Origin of the sequence: Vibrio sinaloensis DSM 21326, assembly GCF_000189275.1 — a bacterium.
GTDB lineage: Bacteria > Pseudomonadota > Gammaproteobacteria > Enterobacterales > Vibrionaceae > Vibrio > Vibrio sinaloensis.
This window is the reverse complement of the sequence record NZ_AEVT01000093.1, coordinates 134,311-151,770: the sequence shown is the minus strand read 5'-3', so window position 1 is coordinate 151,770 and position 17,460 is coordinate 134,311. Positions and strand designations below refer to the sequence as shown.

At 48.8% G+C, this 17,460-nt stretch carries 16 protein-coding genes and 1 pseudogene; 7 read left to right on the top strand and 10 right to left on the bottom strand.

Annotation, left to right across the window (positions count from 1 at the left end; genetic code table 11):
• Nucleotides 1-14 precede the first annotated feature (14 nt).
• The gene (locus RH45_RS16835; RefSeq protein ID WP_008079347.1) at nucleotides 15-548 is read right to left on the bottom strand and encodes a GNAT family N-acetyltransferase; all 534 of its coding nucleotides are present in this window, start codon (nucleotides 546-548) and stop codon (nucleotides 15-17) included.
• Between the two features lie 198 nt (nucleotides 549-746).
• On the opposite strand from RH45_RS16835, the gene RH45_RS16830 reads away from it, so the two are divergent.
• The 6 genes from RH45_RS16830 (at nucleotide 747) to copI (ending at nucleotide 8,533) form a co-directional block, all read left to right on the top strand.
• Nucleotides 747-1,172, top strand: a complete 426-nt coding sequence (locus RH45_RS16830; RefSeq protein ID WP_008079344.1) for an acyl-CoA thioesterase — start codon at nucleotides 747-749, stop codon at nucleotides 1,170-1,172.
• A gap of 70 nt (nucleotides 1,173-1,242) precedes the next feature.
• Complete coding sequence (locus RH45_RS16825) at nucleotides 1,243-1,632, top strand: hypothetical protein (protein ID WP_039958837.1); 390 nt, start codon at nucleotides 1,243-1,245, stop codon at nucleotides 1,630-1,632.
• A gap of 124 nt (nucleotides 1,633-1,756) precedes the next feature.
• Nucleotides 1,757-3,064: a TolC family protein gene (locus RH45_RS16820; RefSeq protein WP_409350863.1), complete on the top strand. Its 1,308-nt coding sequence runs from the start codon at nucleotides 1,757-1,759 to the stop codon at nucleotides 3,062-3,064.
• Nucleotides 3,065-3,073: 9 nt separating this feature from the next.
• Nucleotides 3,074-4,780, top strand: a complete 1,707-nt coding sequence (locus RH45_RS16815; protein ID WP_008079340.1) for an efflux RND transporter periplasmic adaptor subunit — start codon at nucleotides 3,074-3,076, stop codon at nucleotides 4,778-4,780.
• A gap of 2 nt (nucleotides 4,781-4,782) precedes the next feature.
• Nucleotides 4,783-7,902 carry an efflux RND transporter permease subunit gene (locus RH45_RS16810; RefSeq protein ID WP_008079339.1) on the top strand — a complete coding sequence of 1,040 codons (3,120 nt, stop codon included), beginning with the start codon at nucleotides 4,783-4,785 and terminating at the stop codon, nucleotides 7,900-7,902.
• 64 nt (nucleotides 7,903-7,966) lie between these two features.
• Nucleotides 7,967-8,533 (top strand): copper-resistant cuproprotein CopI, encoded by a 567-nt coding sequence (gene copI / locus RH45_RS16805; protein ID WP_008079338.1) that lies wholly within the window; start codon nucleotides 7,967-7,969, stop codon nucleotides 8,531-8,533.
• 62 nt (nucleotides 8,534-8,595) lie between these two features.
• Here copI and RH45_RS16800 read toward each other — a convergent pair whose 3' ends face one another.
• The gene (locus tag RH45_RS16800; protein WP_008079336.1) at nucleotides 8,596-9,204 is read right to left on the bottom strand and encodes a LysE/ArgO family amino acid transporter; all 609 of its coding nucleotides are present in this window, start codon (nucleotides 9,202-9,204) and stop codon (nucleotides 8,596-8,598) included.
• A 55-nt stretch (nucleotides 9,205-9,259) separates the two neighbouring features.
• Nucleotides 9,260-9,481 (bottom strand): VF530 family protein, encoded by a 222-nt coding sequence (locus RH45_RS16795; RefSeq protein WP_005472135.1) that lies wholly within the window; start codon nucleotides 9,479-9,481, stop codon nucleotides 9,260-9,262.
• 171 nt (nucleotides 9,482-9,652) lie between these two features.
• Between RH45_RS16795 and RH45_RS16790 the strand changes: the two genes are divergently transcribed.
• The gene (locus tag RH45_RS16790; RefSeq protein ID WP_008079335.1) at nucleotides 9,653-10,183 is read left to right on the top strand and encodes a hypothetical protein; all 531 of its coding nucleotides are present in this window, start codon (nucleotides 9,653-9,655) and stop codon (nucleotides 10,181-10,183) included.
• A gap of 55 nt (nucleotides 10,184-10,238) precedes the next feature.
• Here the strand turns inward: RH45_RS16790 and RH45_RS16785 are convergent, their stop codons facing one another.
• The 7 genes and pseudogenes from RH45_RS16785 to napG form a co-directional block, all read right to left on the bottom strand.
• Complete coding sequence (locus RH45_RS16785; protein WP_008079334.1) at nucleotides 10,239-11,810, bottom strand: ATP-binding cassette domain-containing protein; 1,572 nt, start codon at nucleotides 11,808-11,810, stop codon at nucleotides 10,239-10,241.
• A gap of 308 nt (nucleotides 11,811-12,118) precedes the next feature.
• The gene (fecE, locus tag RH45_RS16780; RefSeq protein WP_008079332.1) at nucleotides 12,119-12,883 is read right to left on the bottom strand and encodes a Fe(3+) dicitrate ABC transporter ATP-binding protein FecE; all 765 of its coding nucleotides are present in this window, start codon (nucleotides 12,881-12,883) and stop codon (nucleotides 12,119-12,121) included.
• Nucleotides 12,880-13,854: an iron chelate uptake ABC transporter family permease subunit gene (locus tag RH45_RS16775; RefSeq protein WP_008079331.1), complete on the bottom strand. Its 975-nt coding sequence runs from the start codon at nucleotides 13,852-13,854 to the stop codon at nucleotides 12,880-12,882. Before RH45_RS16775 ends, fecE begins: the two co-directional genes overlap by 4 nt.
• On the bottom strand, nucleotides 13,851-14,840 hold the full coding sequence (locus RH45_RS16770) for a FecCD family ABC transporter permease (protein WP_008079330.1): 990 nt from the start codon (nucleotides 14,838-14,840) through the stop codon (nucleotides 13,851-13,853). Before RH45_RS16770 ends, RH45_RS16775 begins: the two co-directional genes overlap by 4 nt.
• A 2-nt stretch (nucleotides 14,841-14,842) precedes the next feature.
• Nucleotides 14,843-15,741: pseudogene (locus tag RH45_RS16765) on the bottom strand (Fe(3+) dicitrate ABC transporter substrate-binding protein).
• Nucleotides 15,742-15,831: 90 nt separating this feature from the next.
• The gene (napH, locus tag RH45_RS16760; protein WP_008079326.1) at nucleotides 15,832-16,686 is read right to left on the bottom strand and encodes a quinol dehydrogenase ferredoxin subunit NapH; all 855 of its coding nucleotides are present in this window, start codon (nucleotides 16,684-16,686) and stop codon (nucleotides 15,832-15,834) included.
• Nucleotides 16,686-17,447: a ferredoxin-type protein NapG gene (gene napG, locus RH45_RS16755; protein ID WP_008079324.1), complete on the bottom strand. Its 762-nt coding sequence runs from the start codon at nucleotides 17,445-17,447 to the stop codon at nucleotides 16,686-16,688. The genes napH and napG overlap by 1 nt, the downstream gene beginning before the upstream one ends.
• Nucleotides 17,448-17,460 lie beyond the last annotated feature (13 nt).

The following is a 17,460-nucleotide window of genomic DNA, read 5'->3' as shown; positions in this document are numbered from 1 at the left end:
AGTACTCTATCTATTTACCAAAACTCTGGTTTGTTAAATGCTGCGACACAGTGGCTTTGCCCACCAATTGCGTCAAGCGGTTGCTGTGTCAATGACTGGGCTAACCAACCATGAGGATAGCTCAGTGGCAAAGGGGCCGGGTATTGCTGCTGCATGACTTGTTCAAAGCCCACTTTGCTGTAGAAACGAGGGTCACCGTAAGTGAATACTAACTCCACTTCTTGCCCACTTAGCGCTTTCAGCGCGTGGTTGATCAAACCTTGACCAACACCTTTGCCCTGTGATGCCGTCGAGACCGCTACAGGCGCGAGCAAAAAGGCGTTAACATCGCAATCAAACGTTAAGCGAGTCAGTAAGATAGCCGCAACGAGCTGCCCTTCTTCGCTAGCAGTGTAGACCATAAGATCGTCTAAATCTGTGTTTGTCAGCAAGTCCTCAACCAAGCCTCCAATCGCTTTGCCTTCAGCCTCTCCTTCTGAGTCGCTAAACGTCGCCGTAAACAAATCGATGATGGCTTGCTGGTTGGTCTGTGTGATGGTGTACTCCATCTTATCCTCTCTTATATTCAATCAGTATGGGGCGCAGAATAAACTGTAAAGCCGTAGACAGGTCAAAGGAAATTTCGCTAAATTTCCAACCCAGTTTTACCCACCCAACTCATTTCACATTTTGATAACATTTCTTTCCGAGAGGCCACCCGTTGAATTAGAATAAAAACTCAACACTAACTCTTTCAAGGATGAAAAATGGAAGACTTACTCAAGCCTTTTCCGGTTGTTACCCAAGTTTCTGTCGCATGGGGAGAAATGGACGCCCTACAACACGTCAATAATGCGGTTTACTTTCGTTATTTCGAAACAGCTCGGCTGGCTTACTTTGAAAAAATCAAACTGCTGGTCAACATTGCACAAAGCCAGATTGGGCCAGTTCTCGGCGAGACAAGCTGTCGTTACAAAATCCCAGTCACCTACCCCGATACACTGCAAATAGGGGCAAAAGTCATCGACTTGCAGGACGACAGATTTACCATGGAATATCAGATTGTGAGCCAAAAGACAGGTAAAGTGACAACGATTGGTAAAGCGACCTGCGTGATGTTTGATTTTAAAAACAACGTCAAAGCAAAAATCCCCCAACAGGTAAAACAGGCTATATTAGAGTTAGAAGAGTGATTTTTAGCTGTTGACCTTACCCCTAGGTCAAGCTTTATGCTCGGCTCAATAAAAAAATAAGTGGTGCGATATGAGCGTTTCTCCCATTCGCAAAATTTGGATTTCTCTACTCAGTATTGTCGCAATGCTGATGTCTAGCTATGTATCCAGCGCGCCCTTAATGACCTTTCAAATGCTCAGTCAATCGCAAAGTGTCGCGATGGCATCGAGCCATTGTGGTTCCGGTGCAATGAAACACCATGACCAAGCTAGCGCCTCAAACACTGCCAGCAGCCCGTGTGATAGTGAAAACAACATGACACATAACTGCTGCAGCGCAGTTTGTTCAACCGCATTTGCCCTTTTTACTCACACTCCTGAACAGATCGACATCGCGACCCGTTTGGCGTTGATTCGTGTCGAAACCGCTGGGCAAGTCGTCTCTCGACAAACCTCACTTTACCGACCTCCCATCGCCTAATTCCGTATTTGCCTCTTCTTCTCAGTGATCTGAGGAGCGACTTATTGTGCCTTCGTGCACCCAAATTACGGATATTCCAGTGAAAAATATAACGACTATCGCCGCGCTGTCGATCAGCTCTGCGTTGTGGGTGTTCAATGCTGCTGCGAGCAATACGTTGCCAGCGACGGCTGACTCTGCGCCACCAACGCTGTCTCAATTGATCAATACCGCGCTAACTAATGATGCCACACGCAAGCAATTCTACGCTCAATCACAAGCCCTGCGCGAAACGGGCATTGCCAGCTCTACATTAATGGATCCCAAGCTCAAAGTGGGTTTTGGCGGTTTACCCGTCGACAGCTTTGAGTTTGACCAAGACCCAATGACCAACCTATCCGTTGGAATCATGCAGCAATTTGAGCGCGGCTCAACCTTGCAGCTCCAACAGAAAAAAGCCAACTCACAAGCGGATGGCGTCGAATCGCAAGTGCAAGCTCGCGAGCTCGACATCATCGCCAGCATCACCCAATTATGGATAGAGTTAGGCTATCAACAATCGGCCAATGCGGTGCTGCGTGACAATCGTCGCTTGATGCTTGAAATGGAAAGCTTCATCCAAACCAACTACTCGATCGGTAAAAGTGAAGCCCAAGATTTGCTTAATGCCCAGTTGCAGATCGCAAAGGTAGACGAGAAATTACAAGCCAACCAGCAAAATCAGCGCCGCTTAATTTCTCAGCTGTCGGAATGGCTCGGCTCAGAGTGGATTCGTACCGCACACAAGCTCAAAGCAGACCAAAGTTTCGATTGGGATAAGCTCGAACAACAACTGCAATCTAGCCAACATCAGTACTTTAAACAGCTTAAACAACACCCAATGGTGAAAATGGCGGATCGCAATATCGCGGCGAATCAAACCCAAGTTGATATTGCAGAGCAAGCTTACACCCCGCAGTTTGGTGTTGAAGTGATGTATGCCTACCGTCAGGCCGACAACATGATGGGCGATCCGGCGTCGGATCTTGTCAGCGCTTATCTCACCATGGACATTCCGCTATTCACGGGGAATCGCCAAGATCGCAATCTTGCCGCAGCGCAGTATCAAGTGGGTGCCGCGCAATCGCAGAAAGACGCCCTGCTTGCTCAAATGAACGCCAAAGTGAATGCTCTGGTCGTCGACCGAGACAACCTTAAGCAGCGTCTTGAGCGTTATCAAAACTCGTTGATTCCACAAGCGAATGCTCGCATCAAAGCTGTCGAGCGCGGCTATCAAAACAATACCGCGCAGTTCAACGATGTCATCACTGCCACCAGCGACAAGCTCGCTCTTGAGCTTGAACAGCAACGCTTACAGGCCGATTGGAACATCGCCAGCAGCCAACTTGCTGCACTGCTAGGTGGCTATGACTACCAAGTGTCTACACCCCAACTCAGCCGCGAATCACAATAAGGAATTAACATGAAAACACTACATACCGCGACACTGGCATTATTGGTTGGCGGCGCTCTGGGCTTTGGTGTAAACCAATTTTATCTCAATCAAGACTCTGCCATGAGCGATACGATGGCAGGCAATAGTTCGAGCTCTGACGAACCGCTTTATTGGGTAGCACCGATGGATCCGAACTATCAACGTGACAAACCGGGAAAGTCCCCAATGGGCATGGATCTTATCCCGGTTTACGCGGAAGATTTAGCGGGTGAGAAACAACAGCCGGGAACCGTCAGTATTTCACCAGCTGTGGAAAACAATCTCGGTGTAAAGACGCAAGCCGTCACTATCGAGCAACTCAGTCCACGCATCGAAACCGTGGGTTATATCGCGTTTGATGAGAGCCAACTATGGCAGACCAACGTGCGCGTGGCAGGTTGGGTAGAAAAGCTCAATATCAACGCCGTTGGTGAGAAAGTGAACCAAGGTGACGTGCTGTTCAGCCTCTATTCTCCTGAGTTGGTTAAGGCGCAAGAAGAGCTACTCAACGCTTATCGAACTGGGCGCTCAGGCTTAGTCAAAGGTGCAACCGAGCGTTTGGTCACCTTGGGGGTTGATCGCCAGCAAATCCAAGCCATCAAGCGGCGAGGAAAAGCATCACAGACCATTGAGATCAAAGCACCTGCGAACGGCATCATCGCCAGCCTCAACGTGCGCGAAGGCGGTTATCTATCACCGTCGCAAGCGGTCATTAGTGCAGGCCCACTGAACGAAGTATGGGTCGATGCGGAAGTGTTTGAACGCCAAACACATTGGATCTCTGCAGGAAGCCAAGCCAGTATGACGCTCGATGCTATTCCGGGCCAACAATGGCAAGGCGTCGTCGATTACGTGTATCCCATTCTGGATCCGCAAACTCGTACGCTGCGAGTGCGTTTGAAGTTTCCTAATCCAAATGGCCAGCTCAAGCCCAACATGTTTGCCAATATTGCGCTGCAACCTGTCAGCGATGAAGCCGTAATGACCATACCAAAATCTGCGGTCATTCGTTCGGGTGGCATGACTCGGGTGGTTCTGGCGCTCGGAGAAGGAAAGTACCGCTCTGCACGCATCAGTGTGGGCCGCGAAGCGGGTGACAAAGTCGAGGTTCTACAGGGTCTCACTGAACAAGATAAAGTCGTCACCTCTGCGCACTTTATGCTCGATTCTGAGTCTAGCCAGTCGGCGGATTTATCGCGCATTAATGGTATCGAACCTGCGTCAGAAACCGTATGGGCAACTGGCGAAATCACCGATGTAATGCAAGGCCACCGCATGCTCACCATCAATCACCAAGCGGTACCAGAATGGGACTGGCCGGGTATGGTAATGAATTTCCAAGTGGCCGAAGGTGTCGATATGCAAAGCCTGAAAAAAGGTCAAGCGATCGAATTCGAAATGGAGAAAACAGAGTCGGGCCAATATCAGATCCTTGATTACAAAGCCGGAGACAATGTCATTGCTGCCGAAGTCTGGATCACCGGAGAGATAAGCTCACTCATGGCGGATTTTGGCATGATCACCCTCCACCATATGCCCGTCGCGAAATGGAGTTGGCAAGCCGGCGAAATGAATTTTTCAGTCGGTGAAGAAGTGGATCTGTCGGGTTTTCAAGAGGGCGAGAAAGTTCGCTTTCTAGTCAAGAAACAAGGCTCTGAATACCAGCTAGTACAACTTGAAGCAGTAGAGGGCTAACTATGATCAGTGCAATCATCCGTTGGTCTATCAGTAATCGTTTTCTGGTCATCATCGCCACGTTGGCCTTGGTGTTCGGCGGCCTATACAGCGTAAAGAATACGCCCGTTGATGCGATTCCTGATCTGTCCGACGTTCAAGTTATCATTAAAACCAGCTACCCAGGCCAAGCGCCTCAAGTGGTGGAAGATCAAGTCACCTACCCTCTAACTACTGCGATGTTGGCGGTCCCCGGAGCAGAAACGGTACGCGGCTACTCCTTCTTTGGCGATTCGTACGTATACATCATCTTTAACGATGATACGGACATGTACTGGGCGCGCTCACGCGTTCTCGAGTACTTAAGTCAAGTTGCACCGAAACTGCCTCCTAACGCTAAACCGACATTGGGTCCAGATGCCACCGGTGTTGGCTGGGTTTACAGTTATGTATTGCAAGACAAAACGGGGCAGCACGATTTAGCTGAGCTGCGCAGCCTACAAGACTGGTTCTTAAAATACGAACTGCAAACTGTAGATGGCGTCTCTGAAGTCGCCACCGTGGGCGGTATGGTCAAGCAATACCAAGTACAAATTGATCCTGCAAAGCTGCGGGCCTACAACCTAACATTGCAACAAGTCAATCAGGCGATCAGCAAGGGTAACCAAGAGACAGGTGCGTCAGTCATTGAAGTGGCTGAAGCTGAGCATATGGTGCGCACCACAGGTTACTTGTCCAGCATCGAAGATATTGAATCCCTACCGGTTAAAGTCACAACGACTGGCACGCCGCTACTTCTGGGTGATATTGCCGACATCAACCTTGGGCCTCAAATGCGCCGCGGTATTTCTGAACTGAACGGAGAAGGTGAAGCTGTGGGCGGTGTCATCGTGATGCGTTTTGGTGAAAATGCTAGCGAAGTGATCGACAAGGTCAAAACAAAGTTGGCAGATTTACAACGCAGCTTGCCAGACGGTGTAGAGATAGTCGCCACCTATGATCGCTCGACCCTGATTGATGCCGCCGTAGAAAACCTATGGAAGAAGCTCGCGGAAGAGTTCATCGTCGTCGCGATCGTCTGCGCGCTTTTCTTGTTCCATATCCGGTCATCCTTGGTCATCGCACTGAGTCTGCCTGTCGGTATTCTTAGCGCCTTTATCGTGATGCATTGGCAAGGGATAAATGCAAACATCATGTCACTAGGCGGAATTGCGATCGCGATTGGTGCTATGGTCGATGGCGCGATTGTCATGATCGAAAACGTTCACAAACACATTGAACGAACGCCTTTGACAGACAAGAACCGCTGGCAAGTGATCAGTAAAGCGGCTGAAGAAGTCGGCGCACCGCTGTTTTTCTCGCTGTTGATCATCACCTTGAGCTTCGTGCCTGTGTTCGCCCTAGAAGGGCAAGAAGGCAAGATGTTCTCACCGCTTGCCTTTACCAAAACCTACGCCATGGCTGCCGCGGCAGGCTTAGCCATCACCTTAGTGCCGGTCCTCATGGGTTACTTTATACGTGGTAAGGTTCTCCCTGAGCACAAGAACCCCGTCAACAAAGGCTTAGTTGGCTTGTATCGACCTCTGCTTAACTTGAGTTTGCGCTTCCCAAAAACCATGATTGTGGTTGCGCTGGGGTTAATGCTATCGGCCTACTACCCTACTAGCAAATTAGGCAGCGAGTTTATTCCGCCGCTGGATGAAGGCGATTTGATGTATATGCCAACCACCTATCCGGGCATCTCGATAGGTAAAGCGCGCGAGCTGCTGCAGCAAACCAATAAGCTGATCAAAACCGTGCCTGAAGTCGAGACGGTATGGGGTAAGATTGGCCGAGCAGAAACCGCAACCGACCCAGCGCCGCTAACGATGATCGAAACCGTCATTCAATTTAAACCACGAGATCAGTGGCGCGAGGGTGTTACCATCGAATCGCTACGTAAAGAGTTTGACGATCTGGTTCAGTTTCCCGGCTTAACCAACGCGTGGGTCATGCCAATCAAAACCCGTATCGACATGTTGGCAACCGGAATCAAAACCCCGATAGGAATCAAAATCGCAGGCCCAGACCTTAAAGTCATTGAACAAATCGGTGCTCAGTTGGAGCCGATACTCAATGGGGTTTCCGGTACCGCATCCGTTTACGCAGAACGAGTCGCTGGTGGCCGTTACGTTACCATAGATATCAAGCGCCGTGCGGCCGCTCGCTATGGGCTTAATATCCAAGATGTTCAACAAGTTATCTCGACAGCGGTTGGCGGGATGAACGTTGGCGAAACCATTGAAGGATTAGAGCGTTACCCGATCAACGTGCGCTATCCACAAGACTACCGAGATTCAGTCGTCAAGCTACAAAACCTGCCTCTAGTCACGCCAAATGGGGCGCGAATTGCGCTGGCTGACGTGGCCGAAATTCGTTACGAAGATGGCCCTCCGATGATCAAAACTGAAAATGCTCGTCCTAATGGCTGGGTGTTTGTCGACATCGACGGTCGTGACCTTGGTTCTTATGTTGTTGAAGCTCAGCAGATCGTTGCCGAGCAGTTGCAACTCCCAGCAGGTTACTCGCTTGCTTGGTCTGGGCAATATGAATACATGGAACGCGCCAAAGATCGCCTCAGTGTTGTGGTACCGATTACGCTGGTCATCATTATGCTGCTGCTCTACTTCAGTTTCCGCCGAGTCGGTGAAGTGATGATCATTATGCTGACCTTACCTCTGGCGATGGTGGGCGGATTATGGCTGATGCACTATCTCAACTATAACTTCTCGATTGCAGTGGGGGTCGGATTTATCGCTCTTGCTGGGGTCGCAGTTGAGATAGGCGTGATCATGCTGGTCTACCTCAACCAAGCCTGGCACTACAAAAAACTCAATGCCGAAGAGCAAGGTCAGCTTCTCCAAGAGCATGACCTGACAGAAGCCATTCGTGAAGGTGCAGGCCTACGTGTACGACCAGTAATGATGACCGTACTGACCGTCATTATTGGTTTGATACCCATCATGTATGGAGATGGTACCGGCTCTGAAGTCATGCAGCGTATCGCCGCGCCTATGATTGGCGGCATGGCTTCAGCGCTGCTGCTCACCCTGCTCGTCCTTCCTGCAATATTCAAGCTATGGAAACGACGTGAAGTGAAATAAACGTAAGCCCGTGGGCGGCGCTGGTCGCTCACCGTTCAAAAACACAACTTGTAAGGAAATGATGATGAAAAAGACCCTAATCTCACTGGCTATGGCAATGCTCGCAACAAGTGGATTCGTAAACGCCGCAAGCTCAAATGGAATGGATCACAGCAACATGGAGCATGGCGCCATGAACCACAGCAATATGAAACATGGCGATATGGCAATGGACCACACTAAAATGGATCATTCGGCCATGATGAGCATGGAAGGAATGTCTGACGTTGGCATGCCAGCCCCAGGAGCGAAACCAGATAAAGTCGTGCATGTCATACTCACAGATGACATGAAGATAAGCTTCAAGAAGCCAGTGACCATAGAGCCTAATGATGTGGTCCAGTTTGTGGTAATGAACGCAGGGAAAATCGATCATGAGTTTACGATCGGCTCAGCAGCCGAGCAACTCAAGCATAGAGAAATGATGAAGTCCATGGCTGGACATGCCCACGAATCGGGCAATGCCGTTACCGTCAAGCCGGGCAAAGCCAAACAGCTACTGTGGCATTTCCATGGTGACAACAAGGTTGAGTTTGCGTGTAACATCCCCGGTCACGCAGAGACTGGTATGGTGAAAAGCATCACTTTATAAATAAAGTATGCCGCCGTATCATCGGCGGCACACTCGCCTGTTAGTTTTCGGTTTGATTCACGCTAGTCGCTAACACCGGAGATCAGCGAAAATGCAATCACCAACATTATGACACCAACAAACACTTCGAGAATTTTCCATGATCTGGGGCTACGAAAGAACGGCGCCAAGAACCGGGCACCAAACCCAAGCGTAAAAAAGAACACAAAAGAGGCACTGATCGCCCCGACAGCAAACATGAGTTGCTCAGGGTGATATTGGGTAGAGATTGAACCGAGCAAGACTACGGTATCGAGGTAAACATGAGGATTGAGCCATGTGAAGGCCAAACAGGTCAACACCGCTTTTAAGGTGGACGATTCACTGGCGACGTGGCTATCCATCGCATGGCTTGTGGTTAATGCAGATTTAAAGCTCAGCACTGCGTAAACGGTCAAAAAGAGCGCACCACCATAGCGAGCGAAGGTTTCAATTTGCGGAAACTGGGTAACAATAGCCCCAAACCCCGCCACACCTGCACTAATTAATATCGCATCAGAAATCGCGCACACCGCGCAAATGATCAATACGTGTTGGTTCTTTAAACCTTGCTTAAGAACAAACGCATTTTGCGAGCCTATCGCGAGAATCAGCGATAGACCCAATGAAAAACCTGCCAGATACGTCGTCATGACTTTGCCTGTTTTAATCCTTTAAACATCATCAATCGCCTGCGAGAAGCCGCGACTATTTGCAAAATGTATCAATATAAAGCGCTTCGACCTTATCTCTCGCCCATTGCGTGCGGCGCAAAAACTTCAGCGATGATTTAATCGAAGGGTTGTTGTAAAAGCAGTTAATTTGAATTTCGGCGTCCAAGCCTTCCCAACCATAGTGCTCTTGAAGGCGAACTAAGATCTTTTCTAACGTCAGTCCGTGTAGGGGGTTATTGGGTTGTTCTTGGCTCATGATTGCCGGATCCTGCTTGGAAAATTGAATCGCACAGTTTAACAGATTCTGGCAACAGTCTAAGCGCTATTTAACCCGCGGCTAACAATCTATGACCGCCAACTGACCTAGCCACAGCTCGAGCTTTTAGACTGACAAAGAAAATTCAATGTTTATATCTAAAGGTGCCCTATGAAAAAGTTCCTCTCTATTGTTGCTTTGTCGGTTGCGACGATCACGGCTATGCCAACCATCGCTGCAGCACCAACGCAAAGCAATTCAAAAGGCGCAGTCGAGCAAACAAATCCAACCATTCAACGAATTCAAGAGCTACGCCAGCAATTAGCGGGTATTCGCAGTAAAGCATTTGAGACTAACCCTGATCTCGTCGAAGCCGCAAACAAAGCCAACGACGAGTTAGAAATCGAAGCAAAATCAGTGGGCTACGATCCAAAAGGCTTTGAGCAAGCACTGCAAAAAGCGCAAACAGAGCTAACTAAAGAAGGTGTAACTGAAAAACAACGCCAAGCAATTGTTGCTGAACTACAAAAGAAACAAGACGAGCAAAAAGAGAAAGGCTACCAGTATCTATCAAAGCCTAACGTTAAGAAAATCCACGATGACCTACAGAAAAAAGTTGTCGCTGCAATGAAAAAGACCGACCCAAAAACTCAGGCAGTAATGGACGAACTAGAAACGTTAGTTAAGTCTTTAAAATCTTAAGTGCGTAAAACGTAATAAGGCTGCCAACTTGGCAGCCTTTTTATTGTCACGAATCTCACCCCAAACTCAATCGCTGCTCAACCTGACTGTCTTGGACAAAATCCTCATCATGACTGACTAGCACAAACGCACCTTGATAGTTGCTGAGCGCATCGGCCAGTAAGCCCTTAGAATCCAAATCCAAATGATTATCCGGTTCATCGAGCAAAAGCACCGGAGATTGAGGTTGATGGCTAACGATAAGCATCGCCAGTTTCATTTTTTCACCTCCGCTTAACTGGCTCGCAAGACGAAACACACTGTCACGACGAAAACCAATGCCCGCTAACAAAGTTCGGGCGTCTTTTTCCAGCAAACCAAGACAATGATGAGTCATGTTTTCGAGCAAAGACAAATCACTTCGCAGTAAACCAAAGTGCTGATCTAGGTAGCATACTGGGCGGTTAATATTGCACTCGCCACTTAGCAGCGCCAACTCACCAAGTAGTACCTTGAGTAAGGTTGATTTTCCTCCACCATTGGGCCCGGACAAGTGGAGCTTTGTGGTCTCGGTTAACGTCAGATTAAATGGTTCATGATGCACATACGGCAGGACACCACCAATAACTTTAACCGCAAACCCGCGCCCCGTATCGCCTTGCTCTAAGTAGAATTTCTGCGGTTTAATTTGCTCATAACGCGCATTAAGCAGATGTTGTTTTTGCTCCAACATCGTTCGTCGACCGCTTTCATTTTTTTGTCGATTAGACACTGAGTTTTGCGCGCTCTGCTTCATCCCATCTAGGATCAACTTTGACTGGCTACCAGATTTACGGATCTTGTTGCCTTGCGCCTCACGCTGCTGAGCTTTCTCACGATTCTTCTGCGCTTGGATCTCCAAACGTTTTTGCTCGCCTCTCACCGCATCAAGTTGACGCTCTACCGCCTGTTGTTCCAATCGAGTTTGCTGCTGGTAAACATCAAAATTACCGCCGTATTGGCGCAGGCCCAATGAACTCAGCTCCCAAATCTGCTCCATTTGTCGGAGCAAGTAACGGTCATGGCTAATAAGCAATAGTTGCCCATCGTACTGCGCCATCTGATCAACCAACCAGTCTCGTGCGCCTTGGTCTAAGTGGTTTGATGGTTCATCCAGAATCAGTAACTCAGCATTGGACTGAAACAGTGCCCAAAGTTGCAACCTAGCGAGCTGCCCGCCGCTTAAATCACGACATAAAAATGTTGTGCTCTCTGGCAGTCCCATATCAGACAACTGCGACGTTAACGCCTGCTTAAGCTGCCAATCTTCACCCACTATCTCGAACCATTGCGTACTGCAATCACCTGACTCTATTTGCTCTATCGCATTGAGGATTCGGTCGTAACCCAGAAACTCGGCCACAGTCATATCACTGTTCAGTAAATGAGAGGGTAATTGGCTATAACGGCCGATACGCTTGGTGGTCACCACCGTCCCTGAACTGGGTTGCAACTGACCGCTAAGAATATTGGCGAGAAAGGACTTTCCTACCCCATTTCGGCCAACTAAACCCACTCGCTTAGCCGATAATGAACAAGAAATGTCGTGGAATAAGGTGTCACCATTATCAAACTGGTAACTGATTTTATGTGCTTGTAGAACTGGCATAATATGCCTCCTGTTAAACAGGATTGGGCGTAGCAATGTGCCGATAGACGATCTGGGCAAACGCCAAGAACGCAATCAAACGCAGTATGTACAAATAAGTCGTGCTTGGAAGAAAGCAAAGACGAAGCTACGCCGACTAACCCTGTGAAATCCGAACAATGATGTAAAAATGGATAACAGGTGTTAGTTATTCATATTGGCGTAATCTCCTACAGAAATGATGCAGAGATTATAGAGCAGCGTTTCATCACTTAGCAAGGGATGACGTCACAGTTAGTTCACTGCCTTCTCGCGAGCCTTAGCATCAACTAGCGAGCGATACACATAGGAGTTTGCGATACCGGATCAGCAACGACAGTGGCATCCAGATTAAACACGCTATCGAGTAGCTGCTCAGTGAAGATCTGACTTGGTGCCCCTTGAGCTGCCAATTGTCCTTGCTTAAGGACGACAAGATGATCGCAGTAACGACAGGCTTGGTTTAAATCATGCAACACCACTATCACAGTTTTGCCTTGATGGTTCATGGCCCTCATCAACTTCATGAGCTCTATCTGGTGTGATAAATCCAGATATGTTGTCGGCTCATCAAGCATCACCACGTCAGTATCTTGGGCGAGAATCATTGCAATCCACGCTCTCTGACGCTGGCCACCCGATAGCGACTCTACGCTCTGATCAGCCAACTCCCATACCCCAGTTTCGCGCATCGCTTGCTCAACTTTCTGCTTGTCTTGCGTCGTCAAACGTCCCCAATGCGATACATAGGGTGAACGGCCATATTCAACCAATTTTCTCACCGTCACCCCTTCAGGGCTTTGAACGACTTGCGGTAACATAGATAGCCGCTGCGCCAATTGCTTATCCTTATACTCACTCAAGCCTCGACCTTGAAACAACACCTCCCCAGAGCGAATTTTATTGATACGAGATAAGGCTTTTAACAGAGTCGATTTTCCACAGCCATTAGGGCCAATCAGTGCGGTTATCTTACCTTCAGGTAAAGTCAGTGATAGGTTTTCAATCACCATTTTGTCACCATACGCGACGGACAACTGCTTTGTAGAAATCATGACCAACCTTTATAACGTTGTAATAGAAAGATGAAATACGGTGCGCCTATGAGCGAAGTGAGTACACCAGCAGGCAGTTCAATAGGGGGCTGAATGCCTCTTGCCATTACATCCGCTACGAGTACCAACAAGGCACCAATAACCGCAGCACCAAGCAATGACAGTTTATGATTGTGACCAAAAAGCAGTCGAGATAGATGCGGTGCCAGTAGCCCGACAAAACTAATGGTCCCACATACAGACACACTAATACTGGCTAACACAACCGCACAGGTGAGGGCTAATACTTGTACCTTACTGGGGCTTATTCCCAAAGAAGCAGCACTCTCTTCACCAAGTCCCATCACATCAAGTCGCCAAGCCAACCAGTAGGAAAAAGGAATTAATATCGACAGTGACCACCAAATAAAGGGAACTTGCTGCCAGTTTCGTCCCCATAAACTGCCCGTTAACCAGATCATGGCGGTATTAATTTCTATCGGATTCACGATCATAAGAAAATCGATACCACTTGCCAAAAAAGCGCTGATGGCAATACCGATAAGGGCCAAACGTGCTGGCGTAGGCTTTGACCAATATGCCAGCGCCATGATCATTGCCGCAGCGCCTAGACCACCAATCAGAGCCATCAAAGGTAGCCAGTATAAAGGGGCGCTCGGCCAATACACGAGCAAGGCTGTTGCCGCCAAACCCGCGCCCGCACTGATTCCCATTAGATCTGGCGATGCAAGCGGGTTACGAATGATGCCTTGAACCAGAGCGCCAGACAGGCCTAGACCTGCGCCCACACCAATCGCCAGTATCATACGTGGTAAACGGTATTGATTGATGATGAACTCTTGCTTGTCTGCCGTCCACAGTACCTGCAGCACCTCCGTGACCGACAGTTGCACCGCTCCCACAAACAAACTGCCAAAGCCGGTAATACAGACTGTCAACAACAAGGCAATTAGGATACGTTGACTGTTCATAAACGGCTCCTCACTGCCAGCAAAATAAAGCAAGGCGTGCCAATCAGAGCGGTAATAACGCCAACGGCCGTCTCAGCGGGGAAAGCAATCCCTCGAGATAAGCCATCAGCCCACACCATCAACAATGCGCCGCCAAGACCGCTAGCGGGGATCAGAAGCAGTGCATTATTACCTACAAGTTGGCGCATGACATGAGGAACGATTAAGCCAACAAAACCGATTGGCCCAGCAACAGAAACACTTACCCCGGTCAATAATACGATGGCAACACAAGCACATAGGCGAGTAAACGCCACATTCAAACCGAGCCCAATGGCGACATCATCACCCAATGCAATCAGGTTGAGGTGGCGTGCGATGGCAATCGAGATGGCGATACCAACCAAGCTAACAGGCCAAAGTTGATGCCATTGTTGCCACTCGATATTCGAGACCGAACCAGACAGCCAATAAATCACGCTGTAAGCCATATCGTCTGCTAAGATCACCGATGCTCGGGTCATACCAATCAGCAACGCATTGACCGCGATACCCGCCAAAACCAATTTAAGTGGATGCGGTCTAGGTGAAAAAAAGCCCCCCAATAGCATGACCAATACCCCACTCGCGATCCCCCCAGCACTTGCAACTACGACATTTGGTACACTATCTAAAGATAGAAACCCTATGCTCGATAAGGCCATGCCACAGGCCGCTCCGGCGTTGATCCCCAATACAGATGGCGAGGCAAGCGGATTACGTGTTAACCCCTGCATGAGTACTCCTGCGATCGCTAGATTCGCCCCAATCAACATGCTGGCATACACCCTTGGAGCTCTTAACGTTGCAAGGATCTGCTGCTCCATGTTATTGCTGTCGAATGCCGTTAAATAGCCCCAAAGATGGACACGAGACAAAGGGAAACTCGACCAACTGAGCATGGAAAAGCAAAAGCCGGCGATGACACTGCCGGCTAATAAAACAAAGCAAATAGAAATGCGATTCATGATCAGTTTGCCAAAATTTCCTCAAGATTTTGGGCAATCCCTTCGGCGGCAAGCATTCCGCGATTGAGCGACCATAAGGCTGGTGAGACCTCTACCGATTGATTCTTCTGACTCACTTTCAACATTTTGAATAGCGGGTTCTCTTGCCATTCATCGACAACCGTCTGTTCAGAGTACGGGCCCAGTAACAGCCAATCTGGATTTGCCTTAAGCAATTGTTCAAAACTGGTCGGTAGATACGCTTTCTCTGTTTGATTTGGAATTGGGCTGTTTAAGCCTAGTTCAGTGATAACGCCACCGGCGTAAGAGGAAGGACCGTGCATCCACATCCCTTTTTCAGACACCACCGCAAACTGGATCGTTTCTTGGCTGGCAAAACGTGTTTTGTATTGCTGCATGGTCGATTTGTGCTTCGCGATACGCGCGTTCATTTGCTGCTCTTTATTGACCACAACACCAACGACTTGCGCTGCCTGTAAGTTCTCTTGGTAAGTCTCTCCCCTACTCTTGAGTAAAAGCGTTGGGGCAATGCGCGTAAGATCTTGATAAACCGCAGCATGGCGCTCAGCATCTGCAATGATCAGATCAGGTTTGAGATCTGCGATCACCTCTAAGCTCGGCTGCGAACGCATACCGACCGAAGTCCAAGGTTGAATTACATTGCGAACGGCGGGGATCACTCGCTCCATTTTTTATCGTCAGCAATACCGACGGGAGATATGCCGACCGCAGCCAAGGCGTCGACAAACGAAAATTCCAACACAACGATGCGCTCAGGTGTACCAGAAATGGTAAACGTCCCGTGTTCATCCTCCACGCTACGTTGATCTTGTGCGGTTGCTACCACAGGGATAAGTAGTGAAAGAGCCAATACCAGTCTTGTCGCTAATCCTTTAATCATATAAAAAATATCCATTGCCAATTGATGGCAATGGATACTATTTCATATTCAAATGATATTCAATCTCATTATCAGGTATTGAGATAGCTATCAGTCCACTTGACGAACGACAATGCGGTTTTTAAATTCAAAAACTTTTTCCGCGCATACGTCAATACAGCGGCCGCAGCTCATGCAGTTCTGATCCATGACTCGACGATCGCCTTCTTTTAACGGCTGACGAAGAACATCGGGTTCAGGGCAAACGTTATAGCAATCCATGCATTTGGTGCAATCTTCTCGACGTACTGCTGTCACTCTCATGGCGCTTTTACGCCCAATGACACCATAAGTCGCCCCGAGCGGACAAAGGTGACCACACCAGCCATGCTCGACGAGCAACAGATCGAGGACAAACACCAGACCAACCAACACCCAACCAGCACCAATGCCAAATACCAGACCTCGATGTAACGCGGCGACCGGATCAATCCAAGCCCACAGGACACTGCCAGACAAAGCACTGCCGACCAACAAAACGGGGATGAGCCAGTAACGTAGGCTTGATGACCAGCGGTAACTGGTTTTTAGGTTCAATTTTCTGCGCAGATAAGCCGCTAAGTCAGTCACGATATTGAGTGGGCAGACCCAACCACAAAACGCTCTTGGACTGATCAAAGCGTAAAACACCACCACGATCAACACGCCAACGAGAGCGGTCATCTCTGGTAAGTGTCCAGCAGCTAAAGTTTGCATGATTATTAAGGGGTCACTAAATGGAATAACGTCAAATAGATTGCTGGATGAAAGATTCCCCTTAAGCACGCCCAAGGTAGGCCCTGCCATAAACAAGCCAACAATCGTCAGTTGGCACAAACGGCGTAAAATGAGAAAACGATGAGCAGTCCACCAGCCCAATTCGCGAATCGCATCTTTGCCGGCATCTTTTGCAAGATTCTTAGCCATTACAATTTACCTCCCAAGCTTTCTAGAGCCTCAGTTGGCACCTCTGGAGCGCTGTTTTCGAGCGGTTTTTTAATCTCTTCCCAACCCAACTGGTAGTGTGCCCCCATTTTGCCTTTGGCCAGTTCCGTTGGGATAATTTTGATCGCCGCAATTTCCGTCACACAAGCTTCTTCACACTTTCCGCAGCCAGTGCACTTATCGGAATGAACCGTTGGGATCAGTTTGGCATGGTAGCCGGTACGTTCATTGCGCACATGCTCAAGAGTTATCGCTTCATCGATAAGAGGACATACTCGGTAGCATACATCGCAACGCAGACCTTGCCAGTTGAGGCAACTTTCATGATCAATCAATACTGCCGTCCCCATTCTGGCGTCGTCAATATTAGTCAAGTTAGGGTCAAGGGCTCCCGTTGGACAGGCGGGCACGCACGGGATGTCTTCACACATTTCGCATGGAATATCACGCGCATTGAAGTACGGCGTGCCGGATTCAACCGAAGAGAGCAAGGTCGCCAATTTCAGCGTGTCGTACGGGCATGCTTGAACACATAAGCCGCAACGAACGCAGGCTTTTTCAAACTCGCCTTTAGGTAATGCGCCTGGCGGCCTGATTGGCACACCACTGCCATCTCTGGCTTGGCTTTGCATTGACTGTAATCCGAGTATGGTTGCTGCAGCACCAACCCCGGCAGCGGTTCTTGTTGCGTCGCGTAAGAAACGACGTCGACTTTCAGATGTCTTGGATTTCGACCCACTCATGACTCACTTCCTC

What these genes read in the sequence shown, in the direction of transcription:
- RH45_RS16835 (WP_008079347.1), bottom strand. Translation starts at nt 548, where the DNA reads ATGGAGTACACCATCACACAGACCAACCAGCAAGCCATCATCGATTTG.
- RH45_RS16830 (WP_008079344.1), top strand. Translation starts at nt 747, where the DNA reads ATGGAAGACTTACTCAAGCCTTTTCCGGTTGTTACCCAAGTTTCTGTC.
- RH45_RS16825 (WP_039958837.1), top strand. Translation starts at nt 1,243, where the DNA reads ATGAGCGTTTCTCCCATTCGCAAAATTTGGATTTCTCTACTCAGTATT.
- RH45_RS16815 (WP_008079340.1), top strand. Translation starts at nt 3,074, where the DNA reads ATGAAAACACTACATACCGCGACACTGGCATTATTGGTTGGCGGCGCT.
- RH45_RS16810 (WP_008079339.1), top strand. Translation starts at nt 4,783, where the DNA reads ATGATCAGTGCAATCATCCGTTGGTCTATCAGTAATCGTTTTCTGGTC.
- copI (WP_008079338.1), top strand. Translation starts at nt 7,967, where the DNA reads ATGAAAAAGACCCTAATCTCACTGGCTATGGCAATGCTCGCAACAAGT.
- RH45_RS16800 (WP_008079336.1), bottom strand. Translation starts at nt 9,204, where the DNA reads ATGACGACGTATCTGGCAGGTTTTTCATTGGGTCTATCGCTGATTCTC.
- RH45_RS16795 (WP_005472135.1), bottom strand. Translation starts at nt 9,481, where the DNA reads ATGAGCCAAGAACAACCCAATAACCCCCTACACGGACTGACGTTAGAA.
- RH45_RS16790 (WP_008079335.1), top strand. Translation starts at nt 9,653, where the DNA reads ATGAAAAAGTTCCTCTCTATTGTTGCTTTGTCGGTTGCGACGATCACG.
- RH45_RS16785 (WP_008079334.1), bottom strand. Translation starts at nt 11,810, where the DNA reads ATGCCAGTTCTACAAGCACATAAAATCAGTTACCAGTTTGATAATGGT.
- fecE (WP_008079332.1), bottom strand. Translation starts at nt 12,883, where the DNA reads ATGATTTCTACAAAGCAGTTGTCCGTCGCGTATGGTGACAAAATGGTG.
- RH45_RS16775 (WP_008079331.1), bottom strand. Translation starts at nt 13,854, where the DNA reads ATGAACAGTCAACGTATCCTAATTGCCTTGTTGTTGACAGTCTGTATT.
- RH45_RS16770 (WP_008079330.1), bottom strand. Translation starts at nt 14,840, where the DNA reads ATGAATCGCATTTCTATTTGCTTTGTTTTATTAGCCGGCAGTGTCATC.
- napH (WP_008079326.1), bottom strand. Translation starts at nt 16,686, where the DNA reads ATGGCTAAGAATCTTGCAAAAGATGCCGGCAAAGATGCGATTCGCGAA.
- napG (WP_008079324.1), bottom strand. Translation starts at nt 17,447, where the DNA reads ATGAGTGGGTCGAAATCCAAGACATCTGAAAGTCGACGTCGTTTCTTA.